The following is an 18,920-nucleotide window of genomic DNA, read 5'->3' as shown; positions in this document are numbered from 1 at the left end:
ACTCCGACACCGCCCACGTTAGCGGAACAATTGATATATCAGGACGCTCACTTCTTCTTCACGGCCTCGTTCCAGATCAGCTTGGCGATGTTCGGCTTGACGGCGGTGGTGATGACGCCCATGGCCGTGCGGACGTAGCGCCGGTCCGACAGTTCGCGCAGCATGCCGGCGGCGAGGTCGGCGCGGGCGGTGAAGACGCCGTCGGCGCTGGTCTCGGCGGTGTGGTAGTCCGTGACGACGGGGTGGTCGAAGAGGCCCGAGGGCCGGACGAGAGTCCAGTCGAGGTCCGTCCGGCGGATCACGGCCTCCATGCGGCGCATGTCCTCGTGGAGGGTGCGGCCCAGCCGTCGGTTCACCAGCGGGTCGAGGACGTGGTTGAAGAAGTGCGCGCCGGTCGGGCGCCAGTCCGGGTCGGCGATGCTGGAGCTGACGACGAGCAGCCGCTTGATGCCGTGCCGGGCCATGGCTCCGGTGATGGCGGTGGCGCCGGCCGAGTACGTGGTGATGGTCTCCTTGCCGAAGCGCGTGCCCAGCGTGGAGAGGACGGCGTCCGTCCCGTCGATCGCGGCGTCGACGGCCGCCGGGTCGGTGGCGTCGGCCTCGGCGACGGCCAGGCCGGGCCGCGCGGGGAGGGAGCCGGGTCTGCGGGTCACCGCGACGACCTCGTGGCCGGCGGCGAGGGCCTGGTCGGTGAGGCGGCGGCCGGTCGGTCCGTTGGCGCCGAAGACTGCGATACGCATGGGTCGGGTCATCCCTTCGTGTGGTTCCCGGAACGCCCTTGACTGTGCTGGTCCCCCGGCGCAGGCTCAACGCTGATGAATATCGCCGCCGTTGCCCCCGCCCGCACCCGAGGACGCCCCCGCGGCAACCCGCCGACCCGTGAGGCGATCGTCTCGGCGGCCCGTGCGCTGTTCCTGGAACACGGCTACCGGAGCACCACGTTGCGCGCGGTGGCCGGTGCCGCCGGGGTCGACCCGGCGCTGATCGCGTACCACTTCGGCTCGAAGAAGGGCCTGTTCGGGGAGGTGATGCAGTTCCAGTGCGCCAACGCGCTGGCGGTGGACGACGTCCTCGGCGGCGACCCGGCCACCCTCCCCGAGCGACTCGTCGACGCGGTGACCGGTCTGTGGGAGGACGCCGGCTTCCAGCAGCTCACCGCCCAGGGCGACGAGGCCGCCGAGGTGATGCGCGAGTATCTCGAACGCGAGCTGCTGGCCCGGCTTGTTGAATTTCTCGGCGGCCGGGACGCGACCGCCCGCGCCACGGCCGTGGTGACGATCCTCGGCGGCCTCATCTACACCCGCTACCTCAACCCCCTCCCGACGCCCGCCTCCCTCACCCCGGCGCAGATCCGCCACACCCTCACCCCGGCCCTGCGCGCCGCACTGGCCCCGAGCCGTACCCGAAGGCCGTAGGAACCCGACGGAGGAGCCCGGCGGACGCCGTACCGGACAGGCCTCATGCCGAACGGGGTGGCGCGCGACCTCCGCACCACCCCGCTCTGCCCGTGCCCGCACGCGGGCGGACTCAGGAGCCGTCAGAAACGGTCTAGACCATATTCTTTCCCTTGGCGTTGGATTTCAGCTTGTGCTTCTTCACCGCGTCCTTGCAGAAGCGGCAGGCCGTTTCCTTCGCCTTTCCGTACGTCCAGGCCGTGATCTTTCCTCCCAGCTTTCTTCCGACCTTGTTGTTGAACTTGTCGGCCGCGGAATCACGCTTCGCGGCCTCGCCTCTTCCCGCGTTCTTCTCGTGGGCGTTGCCGAGAGCCTTGGCCAGGGAGGAGCCGACCGCCCAGGTCAGCATCGCCTGCCAGATGCAGTGGCGGTAAGCGTTCTGCTTCGCTCCCGAATACCTCTTCTTGGCCTCCCCGAGAGCCCAGTACGTGATGTAGGCCATGTCCGCACACCACAGCAGGAACAGGGCGCATATCGCGGCTTCGGGGACGAGGCCGTTGATGCTGTAGTTTCCGCTGATGTCATAGCAGTTGACCGGGTCGGCGAAGCAGTAGTCGTAGGAGCTGGCGTTTCCTCCGACGATGCGGTCGACGGACAGGAATCGCCCGGTGTCCGAGTCGTAGAGGCGAACTCCCATGAGCGTGACCGTGCTCGGAGTCTCGGACGAGCGCTGCTCCGCGCCGAGCCAGCCGTAGCGGGCCTCGTCGGTTCCAGGAAGGAGATTGCCGTACTCGTCGTAACCGTTGACGACGGGTGTGGTGGCGTCCACCAGGGGAATCTGCGTGGCGATGTCGCCGTGGATGTTGGCGAGTTGGAGGACCACCTCGGCGGAGGTCGCGCCGGTGGTGGCGATCAGGCCGCCGGTCAGGTCGGACAGGTTCCGGGTGATCTTGTCGTCGCCCTCGCCGATCCAGGTGGGGTTGTCCCCGTCGGCCCCGTAGTGGCTGCGCGTGGTCGCGGTGGTGGACCAGGCGCCGTTGTCGTCCTGGCTCTCCGTGGTGGACGAGGCGAGGCGGCCGGCCGCGTCGAGGCCCCAGGTGGTGCGCTCGCCGCGCGCCGTGATCCGGCGCACCAGATCGTTGGCGTAGTACGCGTTCTCGGCGCCGCTCGACTGGGTGGTCGTGCGGCCGAAGGCGTCGTAGGCGGTGCCGGTGGCGATCAGCCGGTCGGCGCTGTCGTAGGAGGAGTTGACCGTCGTGCTGGTGGGGGCTCCTCCGTCCACGTCGTCGACCGTGGTCACCAGGGACGTGCGGTTGGTGTTGTCGTCGAACCCGTAGCCGCGGTGGGTCGTGACACCGGTCTGGGTGTCGTCGGCCTTGGTCAGCCGGCCGGCCGCGTCGTAGGTGTACTCCTGGTACGCGCCACCGCCGGTGTACGTGGTGCGGGAGACGACCTGGCCGTGGATGTTCTCACTGAGCGACTCGCCCTGGACGGTCCAGCCGGACTCCCAGTGCCAGTAGCGCGAGGTCTCCGCGCCCGTGGGGTCCAGGTTGAACTCCACGTCCATGTTCCAGGGCAGCTTCTGCCGGTACAGCCGCCCGTCGGAGTCGTAGGAGCCGGTGACGTCGCCGATGCCTCCCATGACGGAGTCATGTATGCGGGTCGGCTGCCCGGTCAGACTGTCGTAGCTGTAGGTGGTCTCCGAAGGAGCCGAGTCGGCTCTTCTCGTGACGCGGTCGCGGGCGTCGTACTCGGTGCGCGTGACATTGCCCGCACCGTCGTCGTACGAGATCTCACGGCCGAGTTTGTCGGCGCTGTGACGCACCGTCGTGGCGCCGTCGGACATGGTGGCCACCTGGCCGTTGGCGGAGTCGAAGGTGATGGTCTGCGTCGGTACCGCTGCGCCGACACCCCCGGTGATCTGGATCTGCTTTCCTCGTCCGGCCGCGTCGTACGTGGTGACGGTGGTGCGTGTCACCCCGTTCGCGGTTTCGCTCACCTTGCTGACGTTGCCCCAGCGGTCGTATTCGAGGGTCTTGGTGGGCAGTTCGTCGGGGTTCGAGCCGCCCCCGGTGATCTTTCCGGCGGGGCCGCTGGAGCAGAGCATGTCCGCCCATTCGGGGCGGCCCGAGCACGCTCCGGTGCCACCGGCGGACCAGTACTGGGAGACCAGCGTCCCGGCATCGGTTCCGCTGGACTTGGGCTGGCTGTTCCTGGTGACGCGTCCCTGGGCGTCGAACACGGAGGTGCGGGTCAGTTTGAGCCCGTTCGGGTCCGTCACCGTGCTGGTGGGCAGACCCTTCACCCAGTCGTAGCCGGTGGTGCTGGTGCGGATGTCGCCGTCGGCCGGGTAGTCCTCGACGAACGCGCCGGTCGATGTCGTGGTCGGCTGGTCCATGACCAGCGCGGACCCGTCGGTGGGACGGCCTTCGTCGTAGCGGGTGACGGTGTGTCCTCGCGCGGGCACCTGGGTGCCGGCCGGGATGTCGGGGCTGTCGGAGTCGCCTGCGAGCTGCTTGGTGAGCGTGACCAGATGCAGCGGTCCGAGCTGGTCCACGATCCGTCTGCCGTCGGAGGAGTACTTCGCGACCGTGGCGAGCTTCTGGGCGCGCTCGGCCGGTGAATCGGAGAGGATGCCGAGTTCGCTCTGGGTGTTGACCTGGTAGTCCTCGCTGCCGAGGGCGAGTTCGCGGTTGGTGGCCCCCAACTCGAAGACGACGTTGCCGAACGCGTCGTACTGGGTGGTGGTCAGGTGCCGGCCGGGCAGGCCGGTGTTGACCTGGAGCCCCGAGGCGTTGGTGTAGGTGGTGGTCGCCTTGTCGTAGTCGCCCGCGGCGAGGTCGCCGCCGTTGTGCGAGGCGGGCACCTGGTCGGCGGGGAAGACGGCGGTGGCGTCCGTGGGGGTGTCGGTCTGGGCCCAGGTCCTGGCGTCGGCCGGGGACACCTGGTTGGGCGCCTTGGTCCCGGAGAGCGGCACGTCGTAGACGAGGGAGACCGCCGCACTGCCGCCGTCGGGCTCGTCCTTGCTGCCCGGCTTCAGCGTGGGCCGGGAGACGGACAGCAGCATGCCGTCGCCGGCCACCGAACTGGCGCCCGCCTTGCCGTACTCGAACGTCCACGGCAGCTCGCCCGGCGGGGTCTGGGTGACCACCCGGCCCGCGCTGTCGTAGGTGTACGCCGTCTTCAGCGCCGGGGAGATCCGGGGATCCCACTGCTCACGCAGGCGGCCCGAGGCGTCGTACGCGTAGCTGGAGATGACCGTGGCGGTCGCGGTGGACGCGCCCGGGTCGGTGGACCAGAGGCGGAGGCGGTAGACCTGCCCGGCGTAGTCGCCGAGCGTGCTGCCGGTCGCCGTGGTCGTGGTGGCGTACTGGTACTCCAGGATCCGGCAGCCCTTGGTGGACGGGGCGTTGGCGCAGGTCTCGTTGCTCACCGCCGACGAGGGGGCGATCACATACTTCGGGCGGGCCAGCACGGTGCCGCCCACGGTGACCTTCTCCGAGTACAGCGAGGTGGTGGAGTTCTCCGTCGAGAGCGAGCTCTTGGAGAGCTGCCAGGTCGTCGCGGCCGCGTCGATCTTGGTGAACTGCGAGGTGGTTCCCTCGGTGTCCTTCAGGGTGAAGGAGCCCGTGAGACTGCCGGTCAGGGTCAGGGCCTCGGCCCCTTCCTCGGGCTTCCATCCGCTGCCGCTCGTCGCGGTGAACCCGGTCTCGTCGCCTTCGATGTCCACCAGCGCGACCGAGGTGTCCGACGTCCTGCGCAGATACAGCGACGCGGAGTCGGTGAGTTCCGAGGCGGCGCCCGCGGTCCACTGCGGACCGAAGATCGCGACCTGTCCCTCCTGCTGCCCGCCGGCCGTCGGACGGCGTGAGGAGGCGGTGCGGTTGGCGGTCAGGCCGAACGCCGAACCGTCGGTCGCGGAGAGCGTGTGGTCGCCGGTGAGCATGTTCACGTCTCCCGGGCCGGCGGCCTGGGTCGGCGCGGCACCCGCGTCGCGGTCGACGGTGATGGAGGCGGCCGGCGAGGCGTCGGTGCTGGAGCCGTCGGTGAAGACCGCGCGGACGTCCACCGGGCCGTCCTCGGCGAGGGTGCTGGTGATGTTCCACACCAGTTCCTCGGGCAGCCCGCCGGTCACCTTCACCGGCCAGGCGGCGACGGCCGCGTTGTCCGACTTGCGGCGCACGTCGGTGACGGGGACGTCCTTCCAGCTGTCGGTCTCACCGCGCCGGTACTGGTAGCGGACGCCCGTGTCGGCGGTCTTGCCCTGGCCGGACAGTACGGTCCGCCGCGCCGGCCGGTCCCCCTGGGCCGGGGTCAGCAGTGCCGCGCCCGAGCCGGCGTAGTAGACGAAGGGGGTGGTGGCGGAGGCGTTGCCGGCGGCGTCCTTGGTGCGGGCGGACAGGGTGTGCCGGCCCGCGCGGAACACCGGCTTGGCCGTCACGGCGGCGCCGGTGGTGGCGATCGTCTGCCAGGCTCCGCCGTCCAGCTGCCACTGGACTTCCTTGACGTCCGTGGACGGCGGCGTGAGGGTGAAGCCGCCGGTGAAGTCACCGCTGCCGTTGGGCGTGCCGGACCACTGTCCGGCGGGGAAGTCGCCGGAGGCGACCGAGGTCGCGGCCGGGGAGGCGGTGTCCACGGCCAGGGTGCGGAAGGCCGACCAGGCACTGGTGGCGGAGCCGTCTCCGGCGCGGACCCGCCACTTGTAGGAGCCCGCCGCGAGGGCGGCCGGGGTCCAGTTGGCCTGGGCCCCGGAGGCGACCGCGGCGCTGGAGCCGGTGCGCAGGGCGGCGGTTCCGGTGGACGTCCACACCTCGTAGTCGAGGGTGACCTGCGAGCCGTCGCCGTCCAGGGCCTTCGCCGACAGCGTCGGCGTGGTGTCGTTGGTGGCCGCCGCGGTCAGCGGGGCGATCAGCGTCGGCAGTTCGGGCACCGAGTTGTAGGTCACCGACAGATAGGGCGTGTTGGCGGCGGCGTTGCCGGAGTAGAACCGCTTCCAGCCGTACGGGTCGGTCTCGTCCGTGGCCCGCACGCCCAGATGGTTGGTGGCACTGCCGTTGGCCGCCCATGCCTTGGCCAGGGAGGTCACATCGGCGTTGACCCAGCCGTCGGCGCAGGCGCTGGAGAAGCCCTTGGTCTGGGTGCTGGTGGCGTACTTCGTCCCCCAGGACGGCTGGGCCGACCAGCGCGAGGACGTGCTCGCGGCGCCGGTGGACCACACCTCCCAGCTCTTCGCGGTGCAGGACCACGAGTGGTAGGCGAACAGGTTCAGCTTCGCCGCCGAGACCTGCTTGCCCGTGATGTTCTTCATCGGGAACGACAGGAACGACCGCGCCACCTGGGAGGAGCCGTTGTTGCCGAGCTTGAGGTCCGTGGAGGCGGACTGGTCGGTGGTGGTCCCGTCCTGGACGAAGGTGTCGAAGCTGGACCCCACGTTGATCGCGGGGTCGATCGTCACCGGGAACCGCGTCGCGCTGTCGGCGAGGAACTTCGCGTCCGGTGTCAGGGTCAGGGTGACGGTGTCGCCGTCCTGGGCCACCTTCACCCCGACCGCGGCGGTCCGCTTGTGCTCACCGGACCTGGCGTCGACCTGGGCGTCCCACATCACCGGTGTCGGCAGCACCCCGACGCGCTTGCCCTTGGCGTCGGCGAAGGAGACCGAGCCGTCCTTGTTCTCCTTCGCGGTCAGGCCCTTGGCCGTCAGGCTGTAGGTGATCGCGCCGCTCGCGTCGACCGCGGAACGGTCCTTCAGCTCCAGGTACTGCTCGTAGCCGGTACGCGTCGACTCGATCAGCAGGTCGGTCGAGGGGAGGGCACTCCGGTAGCGGGCGACGTTGTCCTCCTCGCCCTCGATCACCGGCGCGGGAAGGGCCCCGTACCAGCCCAGCCGCATGCGCTGTCCGGTGCGGCCCTCCAGTGTCACCAGGGGCACACCGGCCGAACCCGTGCTCTCGCCGACGCTCTTCAGCCCCTTGGGGGCCGTGGTCTTCCCGGCCAGGCGCAGCCCGTGCGGATGCTGTCGGGCGCCCACCGCGCCGTCCGAAAGCTTCCGCAGCGAGACGTCGATGTCCTGCCATCGGTCCTCGTCGTCCTGGAACCGGATCGGTCCGGCGTACGCCTCCTCGGTCACCGACCCGTCCGCGCCGACATACACGGTGGACGTCTCGGTACGGGCGTCCAGCGCCTCGATCCGACGGTTCTGGATCTTCGCCTTGAGTCGGGCGGCGGCCACCGATCCGGCGGTCGCGGACCCGAGGTCCTTCGCCCGCTTGTCCGGGCGGGCGGCCGGGGCCTCGCGGCCGAGGCCGACCGCGACGGTGGAGGTTCCGGCGATCAGGGCGGTTTCGAACGCCATCGCCAGGACGACGGTCGCCGCCACCGAGCGGAGGCGTCTTCGCCGGGCCGGGGGAAGGAAGGGCCGGACGGACGGTCTGTCCGCTCTCCGCCCGGGTCTGAGGAACGTGGCTATCAAGCTCACTCCTTGCAACGGTGCGGGGTCTTCCCGCAAGCACCTGACGATCTTCACAGCGTGCTTACAGAAGTCAATCCGTTGCATGACAAGTGATCACTTCCGGCCAACGTTGGCCGAGAGTGGCGGACTTGCTCACCACACCGTCAGGCTGTGTGCCCCATCCCCCGGCGGGCCGACCTCAGTCCGAGCAACTGGTCGCGGAACCGTCGGCCGTGGCGTTGACGTCGACGAGGTAACCGGCTCCGGAGTCGAACTCGGGCCCGGCTTCGGTCCCTTCCGCGTCGAGGACCGGCTCGGTCAGGAAGTAGACGTCCAGCGTCGTGGAGTCGTCCTTCTCGCCGAGGGTGAAGCACAGGCTCGCGGGCTTGTCCTCCTTCGCGGACTTCCGGGTGGCCGGAGACGGCTCCCACCCTTCACGCTCCGCCGCGGCGCGGTAGTACCGGGTCACTTCGGCCCTGTCACCGGGGAAGGCATAGGTCCGGTTGGCATACACCCAGGCTTCGCCGCTGTCCTCCCAGCAACCCGCGTCCACAGCCTCGAACCCCTTGGGCACGACGGCCCCTTGAGGCCGGGAGTCGAGCACGCCGTACGACTTCACCTCGTCGACCCGGCTCCCGGTCCCCTCGCAGCCCGAGCCCGAGGCGGCATCGAGCGGCTCGCACCCGGTGAGAACTCCGGTCGCCAGCACGGCCGTCGCCAGGACGGAGGCGCACCGACCGGTTCCCTTACGAGATGCCAAGTCGACTCCTACGGTTGACGTGCCGGGGCAGCCGACTTCACTACCTGATACCGAATACATGCGGTCAGTGACATTACCATCTCTTCCGCCTCTTCCGCCGATGCCGGTCGGACCGCAAGTCCCTTCACTCCAGGGGGTGTTCAGGGTGTTCACCCGCTCCCGGGTTCGGCCAGGACCGCGTCCGGGTGGTCGGCGAGGTAGTCGCGCACCACGGACGCGAAGCTCGGGTCGGGAGTCAGGCCGAGCGCGGCGGGGCGGGTGTTGTCGAAGGCGGAGGGCCACGAGCCGACGATGGCCTCGACGGCGGGGTCGGGCGCGACCGTCACCAGGTCGGCGATCCTGCCACCGGCCACCTGACGGAGCGTGGACAGCATCTCGGCGACCGAGACGGTGAGTGCCGGAAGGTTGACCGGCAGTCCGCCGTCGAACCGGCCCGGCCCGCTCCCGCGCTCCGCTTCCGCGATGCGCAGGAGTGCCTCGACGGTGCGCCGCGGGGAGGCCAGGGCCACTTTCAGGTCGGGACGTACGGGGCAGACGGCCGGCAGTCCCGCGAGGGGCTCGCGGATGATGCCGGACAGGAAGCCGGAGGCGGCCGCGTTCGGCTTGCCGGGCCGCACCGCCACGGTCATCAGACGGGCGACGCGCCCGTCGATGAATCCACGCCGGGTGTAGTCGGCGATCAGGTGCTCGCAGACGAGTTTCTGGATGCCGTAGCTGGACCGTGGTGTGGGGAGGGTCGACTCGCTGACGACGGGCGGGAGCGGGAGCGCCGGGTCGGGACCGTAGACGGCCACGCTGCTGGAGAACACCAGGCGCGGCGTCGGTCCGCCGGCGGCCGACTGGGCCCGGGCGGCTTCGAGGAGGGCGCGGGTGGTGTCCACGTTGGCGCCCATACCGAGGTCGAAGTCGGCCTCGCACTCGGCCGATACGGCGGCGGCGAGATGGAACACCAGGTCCACCGGCTCCGCGAACACCGCGTCGAGGTGATCGCCCAGCTCGCCCCGCACCGTCTCGACGAGCGGGTCGGACACCGACGGTGACCCGGGCGACGGCGCGGACGGCGGCCCAGAGGGCGGCGCGGACGGTGGCCCGGAGGGCGGCGCGGACGGTGGCCCGGAGGGCGGCGCGGACGGCGATCCGGCGGCAGGCTCGGTGGGCGCGATCCTGTCGACGAGCACCAGGCGCTGGACCGGTGCTCCGCATAACGTCCGTGTCCGGAGCAGTGCGCTCGCGACCTGCCGCCCCACGAAGCCGTGACCACCCGTGATGACGACCCTCATGGGGAGAGCGGTCCGGTGCCGAAGAACGAGCCCCTCTGTGCCGCCGCGTTCTGCGGAGCGTCGGCGTTGCCCATACCGGGGATGACCCCTTCCAGTTGACGGCGCACACGGTCGGCTTCGTCGCGTACCCGCGCGGGAATGTCACCGCGTTCGGCGACGAGACGGCTGTAGATCGGGGTGTCCAGGGACATGGATGTTTCTGCTCTCATACCGCGAACCCTACGGCGGAGCACCGACAACGCGCCGCCGGGCCGTACGCGGGAGCCCGAGACCCGGACAGGGCCCCACCCCGGTGCGGCTTCCAGGGCCGACCACCACCGCGAGAGGGATCATCACCCTCTGGCCGGACGGGCAGGGGTACGATTCGTCCCCCCTCTCGGAATGCGGCGTTTGTGCGAGGCTGGAGGCATGCAGCGCAACCCTCATCTGAACGAGCTGGGTGAGTTCCTCAAGGCCCGCCGTGCCGAACTCAGCCCCTCCGAGGTCGGCCTCCGCGAAGGGCAACGACGACGCGTGAGCGGCCTGCGCCGTGAGGAAGTAGCCCTGCTCGCCGCGATCAGCACCGAGTACTACGCGCGCATCGAGCAGGGCCGACTCCAGGCATCGGTCCCCCTGCTCCACGAGATCGCCCAGGCGCTCCGCCTCAACGACGACCAGCGCACCTACCTCTTCGACCTCGCGGCGAAGGAGAGGACGCGCTCCACCGCGGCCGGCGATCGCCAGCAGGTGGACCCGCAGTTGCAGCGCATGCTGGACGACCTCACCGCGACGCCGGCCTTCGTCATCGGCCGCCGCACCGACATCCTGGGCTGGAACCAGCTCGCCGCGGCCCTGTGGACCGACTTCGCCCGCTACCCCGAACCGGAACGCGTGTTCATCCGTCTGCTGTTCACCGAACCGTGGATGCGCACGCTGTACGCCGACTGGGAGGAAGTCACCCGCCTCGCCATCGCTCAGCTGCGCATGGAGAGCGCCCGCTACCCCGACGACCGACGCCTCACCACACTCGTCGACGAACTCTCCGCGTACGACAGGCAGTTCCGCCAATGGTGGACCGAACACGACGTCGCCATGCGCGGCAAAGGCGTCAAGAAACTCCACCACCCCGTAGTGGGCGAACTGACCCTCGACTGGAACACCCTCACCTGCGGCACGGACCCCGAGCAGCACATCATCGTCTGGAACGCCGAACCCGGCACCCCCTCGCACGACGGCCTACGTCTCCTGGCCACCTGGGCCGCGGCCCACAAGCAGAACCAGAAAACCCCCGACACCACCACCTGAAGCCGCTCGCACCTGGGCCCCAAGGGCCGACTCGCGGTGACGCCGCACCGGATCACCTCCGGCAGCAGGCGGAGGAAGGCACCCTCACCCTCCGGGCCGCCAGGACGTTCCCTGGTGACAGACATGGACTTGATGGCCGCAGTCGAGCTGATCCGAGCGCCGGACGATCTTCAGGCCACACCATTCCCCTTTCACGGCTACTGAAATCCCTGCGATGCTTTCGGTACGCCGGAATTCGCCCTGTATCTGGAGCGCCACCCCGCCGGCATTCCGGAGTGAGCGGTATTCAGGGGAAAATTTCTTCCCCCCTTCGCAAGTAGACATCATCCCGGCTGCGGCGAAGGATGATGCGCGGGCCGCCTATCGGCGGGCTGAGCCGAGAAAGGGGCAGGCGCCATGGTCGAGAAGGTTTCGTTCAGGAACAAGGCGGTGGAAATTGCCGCACATCTCCATCTGCCGAAAAATTTCCGTGTGGACCAGAAATATCCCGCACTCGTCGGGATTCATCCGGCCGGCGGGGTGAAGGAACAGACCATCGGCCATTACGCCGAGAGACTCGCGGAGCACGGATTCGTCACCGTCGTCTACGACTCCTCCTACCAGGGGGAGAGCGGTGGCGAACCCCGCCTGCTGGAAGACCCGACGACCCGGGTGGAAGACGCCCGCTGTGCGGCCGACTTCCTCACGACTCTGCCGTATGTGGACTCCGAACGTATGGGAGTTTTCGGTATCTGCGCCGGCGGCGGCTACGCGATCAGCGTGGCCCAGACCGAACGCCGCTTCAAAGCGGTGGCCACGGTCAGCGCGGCCCCGATGGGGGAGGGTTCCCGGGGCTTCCTGGGGCACATGTCCCCGGTGGCCGAGCAGATCGCCACGCTGAAAATGGTCGCCGACCAGCGCACCGCCGAAGCGCGAGGTGCGGAGCCCGCCTACGCTCCGTTCGTCCCGGAGACGCCGGAAGAGATCAACGAGAACACGCCGGACCTCCTGCGCGAGGGATACGACTATTACCGGACGCCGCGAGGTCAGCATCCTCGTTCGAAGGGCCGCTTCCTGCTGACCAGCATGGACAAGATGTTCGCGTTCTCGGCGTTCGACCAGATCCCGGAGCTGCTGACCCAGCCGATGCTGCTCATCGCGGGGAGCAAGGCGGACACGAAGATATTCAGCGACCAGGCCTACGAACTCTCCAAGGGCCCGAAGGAATTGTTCGTCGTCGAAGGCGCAACCCATATCGCCATGTACGACGTGCCCGAGTACGTCGACCAGGCGGTCCCCAAGATGGCGGACTTCTTCTCCGTCCTCTAGGGGTCAACGCGTCAGCCGGGTACGCGCGAAACCGGTCTCCGGCGAGTTGAGGGTGGGGAACCGCGCACGACAGACTCCCCCACCTGAAGCCCCTCTGGCCGGACGTCCTCCGACGTCCGGTCACATTCGCGCGGTATCAGACCTGCGTGGCCGCGCCCGGTCGCGGGACCTTGATGAACGTCGAGTTCAGTGGCTTCGCTTGTCGAGGAGCGGTCCGCGGCGGCCGAGGGCCCACACAAGGAGCGCGACGCAGGCGAGGGGGCCTGCGGGGCGACCGTGAACAGCCGTGTCTGGTTGAGGTCGCGAGGACACCTTCGCGGAGCTGCTCGACGGTGGGGATCCGACGGGTCACGGCGGCAAGGTTGACCGCCTGGCGGTGAAGGGCGCCGCCCAGGAGACGAAGACGAAGGGTGACGGTGGCTGTCCGCGACCCTCACTCGCGCGCTTTCGGACTCGCGCCGGGCGGTAGGCAGGTTCACGCTCTGAACGCTGGGCAGGTTCACACTCCAGACAGGCACGGCGGCGCGAGCCGACCGCGCCCATCCCGGTGCCCCGACACCCCGGCGTCCCCACGTCCCGCCGCCCCGCCGCCGCGGTCAAGCTGTCGCGTCGGGGGCCGGCGTGTGTGGCGTCGCGGTCCACGACGCCAGGAGGAGCAGCCCGTCATGGGACGGGCTCCCGGGCGCGGCGGTGGAGACCACCAGCTTCTGTGCGGGGTCGGCTGTGCAGGTCAGGCTGTCCCAGTCGAGGGTGAGATCGCCGACGACCGGGTGGCGCAGCCTCTGCGTGCCCATCCACAGACCGGTCAACTGCCGGCCGGCCCACCACTGCCGGAAGTCGGCGTCGGTCACCGACAACTCGCCGACCAGTACGACCAGTTCCGGGTCGCCGGGGCGCCTTGCCGCGTCCAGGCGCAGGTGGGCCACACAGGTCCGGGCGCTCGTCCTCCAGTCGACGCAGAGCTCCCGGAACGCGGGGTCGGTGAAGAGCAGCCGGGCGTAGTTGCGCTTCTTCTCGGGGATCCGGCCGAAGTCGGTGTACAGCGCGGCTGCCAGCGCGTTCCAGGCGAGAATGTCCAGGTGCCGCCCCAGAACGATGGCCGGGGTCACTGTCAGCTCGTCCAGAATGCGCCTGAGCTGTGGATGGGCCTTCTGCGCCGGTCGGCGGCGCGGTTCACGCCCACCTCTCACGGCCAGCTCGAAAAGGTGGTCGCGCTGCTCGTCGTCGAGGTGCAGCACACGGGCGAGCGCGCCGAGCACCGAGGCGGGCACGGGGGCGCGCCCCTGCTCCAGCCGCGCATAGGAATGGGTGCTGATCCCGACGAGTCGAGCGACCTCCTCGCGACGCAACCCGGGCACCCGGCGGGGCGCCCCGGAATCGGGCAGCCCCACGGTCCTCGGGCTGAGTCGGGCCCGGCACACCTTGAGGAATTCCCCCAGTTCAGGCGAATGTTCATGGGTGTACATAGCAGTCAGTGTCGCAGCATTCCGCTGGAATATGAGGGGGAGATTTTTGTCCCAGGGTCCGGAAACCACCTTGTGGTGGCCCGCGAGGCAAGCGCCCGAAGCCGTTCGTACGACGGGGTGGCGGATCGTCCGGGTGCCCACGTCGTTCGGACGCGTCGCCGACCATACCGCCCAGTGTCGCACTGCCTGGTCTCCGGAAGGGGGGTAAGGATTCTTCCCCTGGATAAGCGGTTCCCCTAATGGAATTCTCCCCTTTGTGGCTTCCTGTGAAGGGGGCAGGGTCGATGGTGCGTTCAGCGCGCGGAATTACCAAAGGAAGAAAACAAAACTTGCCAGGAGCACCATCGCATGTCCGGCTGACACACCTCCGCGTACGGCCCGTACGCACCCCTGACACCACGACGGTCACGACCAGAGCCAGGAAGGCACCATGCGAGCAACCACCATTCACGCGGCGGGGGACGTCCGGGTTGAGGACGTCCCCGAGCCGAGGATCACGGCTTCGACGGACGCGATCGTCCGCACCGTCGCCGCCTGTGTCTGCGGCTCCGACCTGTGGAGTTACCGGGGCGTCCTGCCGGTCACCGAACCGCAGCCCATCGGCCACGAGTACGTCGGCATCGTCGAGGAGGTCGGCGGCGACGTCTCCGGCGTCAGGCCGGGCCAGTTCGTCATCGGCTCGTTCGTCGCGTCCGACAACACCTGCGCGATCTGCCGGGCCGGCTACCAGACCTCATGCCAGCACGCGCAGTGGGTCAACGGCGCCCAGGCCGAGTACGTACGCGTCCCCCTCGCCGACGGCACCCTGGTCGCCACCCCCGAGCAGCCGGCCGAGGAGCTGATCCCGAGTCTGCTGACCCTGTCCGACGTCATGGGCACCGGCTGGTACGCCGCCAGGGCCGCCGCGGTCAGGCCCGGTTCGACCGCCGTCGTCGTCGGGGACGGCGCGGTGGGCCTGGCCGGGGTCATCGCCGCCAGGGAACTGGGCGCCGAGCGCATCATCGCCATGAGCCGGCACGAGTCCCGGCAGAAGCTCGCCCTGGAGTTCGGCGCCACCGACATCGTCACCGAGCGCGATGCGGAAGGCGTCGCCCGCGTCAAGGAACTGACCGACGGCATCGGCGCCGACTCGGTGCTCGAATGCGTCGGCACACAGGAGTCGATGCACCAGGGCCTGCAGTCCACGCGCCCCGGCGGCAACGTCGGCTTCGTCGGCTTCCCGCACGGCACGCAGATCGACGGCCAGGAACTCTTCTTCTCCCACGTCGGCCTGCGCGGCGGCCCCGCCCCCGTGCGCGCCTACCTGCCCGACCTGATCGACCGCGTCCTCAGCGGCCGTATCAACCCGGGCAAGGTCTTCGACCTCACCCTGCCCCTGGACCAGGCAGCCGAGGGCTACAAGGCCATGGCCGAACGCCGCGCCATCAAGACGCTACTGCGCCCCTGACCCCGAGCCCCGGCGGTGGTGGGCGACGGAGCGGCCGCGCCCACCACCACCGGCACCGCCCGCCCCACCCGGCACCGCTCGCCACCACCGCCGCCCCACCCGACACCACCGACCCCGCCGAACAACAGCGGCCGTTCGACCGTCGCGGCCACCGAACAGAACGGACCGCAGCCATGACCACCGCGATCGGCACCGTCGAGGCGTACTTCGAGGCCTTCGGCACCCGCGACACGGAGCGCGTGCTCGCGCACATCGCGCCCGCCGCGACCTGGACGATCCCGGGCGACCCGGCACTGACCCCGTGGGCCGGGAGCCGCACCGGGCCGGAGGAGATCCGACAGTCGCTCACCGTGTTCTTCGCCGCCGTCGAACCGCTCGCATTCGAGCTGGGCACCCTCGTGGAGGCCGACGGGCGGGTCCTCGCGCCCGGCCGGTACACCTCCCGGTTCCACCCATCGGGACAGGTGCTGGAAAGCGAGATGATCCTCCGTTTCACCGTCATCGACGGCCTGATCACCGACTACCGCGTCTTCGAGGACTCACTCGGCATCACGCGGACCCACCTCGGTGAGCCGCTCACCACCCCTCTCACCTGACCTCCCTGCGCACAGCGGCGCGTACGTCGATCCCGTGTCGGCGGCACGCTCGACGACGCTGCGGCTGGTGCCCAGATGACCAGAACGATCCCGGTGGCAGGCGCTGAGCCGCCACCGACCGCCGGCCCCCACAGGAGTAAGCCCCATGCTCGGTCTCGAACTCGTCGTCGCCCTGGGTGCGGCCGTGCTGCTGGGCAATGTCCTGGGGCAGCGCTTCCGCGTCGCGCCACCCGTCGTGCTCCTCGTCCTGGGCGCGCTGCTCGGCCTCGTCCCCGCCGTCCGTCAGACCCAACTCCCGCCCGAAGTAGTCCTGTTGCTGTTCCTCCCGGTACTGCTGTACTGGGAGAGCCTGACCACGTCCATGCGGGAGATCCGCTCCAACCTGCGCGGCATCGTCCTGCTCAGCACCGTCCTGGTGATCTGCACAGCGGGCGCCGTGGCCGTCGCCGGGCACGCGCTCGGACTGCCGTGGGGACCGGCGTGGGCGCTGGGCGCGGCGGTCGCTCCCACCGACGCCACGGCGGTCGGTGTCCTGGCCCGCTCCCTGCCGCGCCGGCAGATCACCGTGCTGCGCGCGGAAAGCCTCGTCAACGACGGCACCGCCCTGGTCATCTTCGGCCTGGCAGTCGGCCTTACGGTCGGCGAGGAGCATCTGACCGTTCCGCATGTCGGGGCCCTGTTCCTGCTGGCGTACGGCGGCGGTGCGGCGGTCGGCGTGGCGGTCGCCTGGGTCAACATGAACCTGCGGCGCCGGCTGGACGACCCGTTGCTCGGCAACCTCGTCATGATCCTCGCCCCGTTCACGGCGTACCTGCTCGCCGAGTTCATCCACGCCTCGGGGGTCCTCGCGGTCGTCGTGAGCGGCCTCATCATGGCCCAGGTGGCTCCCAGCATCATCCGCGCCGAACACCGCCGCCAGGCCCTGGCCCTCTGGCCGCTGGCCACCTTCATCATCAACGGCGCGCTGTTCGTCCTGGTCGGGGTGGAACTCCAGTACGCGCTACGCCACTTGAGCCGGTCCGACCTACGGGACGCGCTGATCGCGATCGCGGTGGTCAGCGTGGTGCTGGTCACGGTCCGGTTCGCGTTCCTGTTCGTGTCCGCCTACCTGATCCGCGCCGTCGACCGGCGCCCCGAGCAGCGGCTGCGGAGAATCAGTCACCGGGCGCGTGTCGTCAGCGGGTTGGCGGGTTTCCGGGGAGCGGTATCGCTGGCCGTGGCGCTCTCCGTACCGGAGACCCTCGACTCCGGAGCCCCGTTCCCCGGCCGTGACTTCATCGTCTTCGTCACCTCCGGCGTCATCGTCGTCACGCTCGTGGGCCAGGGGCTGCTGCTGCCGCGCGTGGTGCGCTGGGCCCGGCTGCCCCGCGACACCTCCGTCGACGAGGAGGAGATCCTCGCCGAGACCACGGCCATCGAGGAGGCCGTCGAGGCGTTGCCGCGACTCGCCGCCGAACAGGGGGCTGCCCCGAGGGTCGTGGAGTGGCTGCGCCAGGAGTACGAGGCCAACCTGGCGACCGTACGGGCCAGGGACGCCGGCTCGGACGACGATCCCGCCCTGCTCCACAACCGCCACCACACCGATCTCCGCCTCGCCCTCATCGCCCACAAGCGGGCGACCGTCGTCCGCCTGCGGGACGAACAGCGGATCGACGACACCGTGCTCCGCCGGCTCCAGGCCGCCCTGGACAACGAAGAGGTGCGCCTGGCCGGAGGCCAGCAGACGGAGTAGGCGGAACCCACGGCCCACCTCGATCACCCGATCACCCGAGCCCACGAGCCCACGAGAACGGACCCGCTGCTATGGCCCCGGCCTCATCGACGTACACGCCCACCTCCTCCCCGACTTCTACGTCCAGCAGGCGACGGCGGCCGGTCACGCCCACCCCGACGGCATGGGCGGCTGGCCCGCATGGTCCGTAGAGGCCCACCTGGACCTGATGGGCCGCAACGGCATCGACACCGCAATGCTGTCCCTGTCGTCCCCCGGCGTGCACTTCGGCGACGACAAGGCGGCCCGTCTCCTCGCGCGGCGCGTCAACAAGTACACCGCCGAACTGACGCGGGACCACCCGGGCCGCTTCGGGAACTTCGCGTCGCTTCCCCTACCGGACGTCGACGGCGCCTTGCAGGAGATCGCCGTCGCCTTCGACGAACTGGCCACCGACGGCGTGGCGTTGCTGACGCACGCCCAAGGGATCTATCTGCCTGACCCCGGGGAAGGCCAGGGAGGGGACACGTTCTTCCCCCTCACAGCGCGCTCTTTCGATGCCAAGCTCGGTCACACACCGAGCAATGAAATGTCGAGGAGCACGATCGCCATGTCCTTTTCCGTCGGTCCCACGATCGCCGTGGCCTTTCACTCGGGCTACGGCCACACGGCCGTCGTCGCCGAAGCCGTGGCACGCGGCGCGGCGGGAACGGGCGCCGAGGTGGTGCTGATCTCCGTGGACACGATCACCGACGAGCAGTGGGCGCGGCTGGACGCCGCCGACGCGATCGTCTTCGGCGCCGCCACGTACATGGGCACCGCCTCCGCCGCGTTCCACACGTTCGCCGAGGCGAGCAGCAGGCGCTGGTTCGCGCACACCTGGAGGGACAAGCTCGCCGCCGGCTTCACCAACTCCGGCGCCAAGAGCGGCGACAAGTCGTCCACCCTGGGTTACTTCGCCACGCTGGCCGCCCAGCACGGCATGCACTGGATCAGCCTGGGCCTGCTGCCGGGCTGGGACTCCACCACGGGCAGCGAGGACGACATCAACCGGCTGGGCTTCTTCCTGGGTGCCGGAGCCCAGAGCCCGACCGACGCCGGCCCCGAAGCGGTCCACAGGTCGGACATCGCCACCGCGGAACACCTCGGCGCGCGCGTCGCGCACCAGGCCGCGATCTTCCGCGCCGGCCGGACCGCCCTCACCGCCTGATCACAGGGCCTTTCCC

General features: G+C 69.8%; 13 protein-coding genes and 1 pseudogene. 8 read left to right on the top strand and 6 right to left on the bottom strand.

Features of this window, described 5'->3' with window-relative positions; all coding sequences use genetic code 11:
- Positions 1–47 precede the first annotated feature (47 nt).
- Complete coding sequence (locus ACZ7MG_RS31910; protein WP_471381430.1) at positions 48–740, bottom strand: NAD(P)-dependent oxidoreductase; 693 nt, start codon at positions 738–740, stop codon at positions 48–50.
- Between the two features lie 75 nt (positions 741–815).
- Between ACZ7MG_RS31910 and ACZ7MG_RS31905 the strand changes: the two genes are divergently transcribed.
- On the top strand, positions 816–1,415 hold the full coding sequence (locus ACZ7MG_RS31905; protein WP_471381427.1) for a TetR/AcrR family transcriptional regulator: 600 nt from the start codon (positions 816–818) through the stop codon (positions 1,413–1,415).
- A gap of 133 nt (positions 1,416–1,548) precedes the next feature.
- Here ACZ7MG_RS31905 and ACZ7MG_RS31900 read toward each other — a convergent pair whose 3' ends face one another.
- The 4 genes from ACZ7MG_RS31900 to ACZ7MG_RS31885 form a co-directional block, all read right to left on the bottom strand.
- Positions 1,549–7,746, bottom strand: coding sequence for a DNRLRE domain-containing protein (locus tag ACZ7MG_RS31900; protein WP_471381424.1), 6,198 nt, complete (start codon positions 7,744–7,746; stop codon positions 1,549–1,551).
- A 295-nt stretch (positions 7,747–8,041) separates the two neighbouring features.
- Positions 8,042–8,602, bottom strand: a complete 561-nt coding sequence (locus tag ACZ7MG_RS31895; protein WP_471381421.1) for a hypothetical protein — start codon at positions 8,600–8,602, stop codon at positions 8,042–8,044.
- A gap of 149 nt (positions 8,603–8,751) precedes the next feature.
- Entirely contained in the window at positions 8,752–9,882 is a 1,131-nt protein-coding gene (locus tag ACZ7MG_RS31890) for an NAD-dependent epimerase/dehydratase family protein (RefSeq protein ID WP_471381418.1), read from the bottom strand.
- Positions 9,879–10,073, bottom strand: coding sequence for a hypothetical protein (locus ACZ7MG_RS31885; protein ID WP_471381752.1), 195 nt, complete (start codon positions 10,071–10,073; stop codon positions 9,879–9,881). The genes ACZ7MG_RS31890 and ACZ7MG_RS31885 overlap by 4 nt, the downstream gene beginning before the upstream one ends.
- Positions 10,074–10,290: 217 nt before the next feature.
- On the opposite strand from ACZ7MG_RS31885, the gene ACZ7MG_RS31880 reads away from it, so the two are divergent.
- Together ACZ7MG_RS31880 and ACZ7MG_RS31875 are read left to right on the top strand one after the other, a co-directional pair.
- A complete protein-coding gene (locus ACZ7MG_RS31880; protein ID WP_471381415.1) occupies positions 10,291–11,166 on the top strand; it encodes a helix-turn-helix domain-containing protein in 876 nt (291 codons plus the stop codon).
- Between the two features lie 396 nt (positions 11,167–11,562).
- Positions 11,563–12,474 carry an alpha/beta hydrolase gene (locus ACZ7MG_RS31875; RefSeq protein ID WP_471381412.1) on the top strand — a complete coding sequence of 304 codons (912 nt, stop codon included), beginning with the start codon at positions 11,563–11,565 and terminating at the stop codon, positions 12,472–12,474.
- 596 nt (positions 12,475–13,070) lie between these two features.
- Here ACZ7MG_RS31875 and ACZ7MG_RS31870 read toward each other — a convergent pair.
- Positions 13,071–13,940: a helix-turn-helix transcriptional regulator gene (locus tag ACZ7MG_RS31870; protein ID WP_471381409.1), complete on the bottom strand. Its 870-nt coding sequence runs from the start codon at positions 13,938–13,940 to the stop codon at positions 13,071–13,073.
- A gap of 430 nt (positions 13,941–14,370) precedes the next feature.
- Between ACZ7MG_RS31870 and ACZ7MG_RS31865 the strand changes: the two genes are divergently transcribed.
- From ACZ7MG_RS31865 to ACZ7MG_RS31845, 5 genes and pseudogenes are all read left to right on the top strand, one after another.
- Complete coding sequence (locus ACZ7MG_RS31865) at positions 14,371–15,387, top strand: zinc-dependent alcohol dehydrogenase family protein (RefSeq protein WP_471381406.1); 1,017 nt, start codon at positions 14,371–14,373, stop codon at positions 15,385–15,387.
- Positions 15,388–15,560: 173 nt separating this feature from the next.
- Positions 15,561–15,983: a nuclear transport factor 2 family protein gene (locus tag ACZ7MG_RS31860; RefSeq protein ID WP_471381404.1), complete on the top strand. Its 423-nt coding sequence runs from the start codon at positions 15,561–15,563 to the stop codon at positions 15,981–15,983.
- A 145-nt stretch (positions 15,984–16,128) separates the two neighbouring features.
- On the top strand, positions 16,129–17,715 hold the full coding sequence (locus ACZ7MG_RS31855; protein ID WP_471381402.1) for a Na+/H+ antiporter: 1,587 nt from the start codon (positions 16,129–16,131) through the stop codon (positions 17,713–17,715).
- Between the two features lie 97 nt (positions 17,716–17,812).
- A pseudogene (locus ACZ7MG_RS31850) lies at positions 17,813–18,196 on the top strand (amidohydrolase family protein); the annotation flags it as partial.
- A 108-nt stretch (positions 18,197–18,304) separates the two neighbouring features.
- Positions 18,305–18,904 carry a flavodoxin family protein gene (locus ACZ7MG_RS31845; RefSeq protein WP_471381750.1) on the top strand — a complete coding sequence of 200 codons (600 nt, stop codon included), beginning with the start codon at positions 18,305–18,307 and terminating at the stop codon, positions 18,902–18,904.
- Positions 18,905–18,920: the final 16 nt, after the last annotated feature.

Source organism: Streptomyces sp. NPDC107538, from assembly GCF_055657445.1.
Note: the sequence above shows the minus strand (reverse complement) of the source record. Positions and strands in the feature narration are given on the sequence as shown.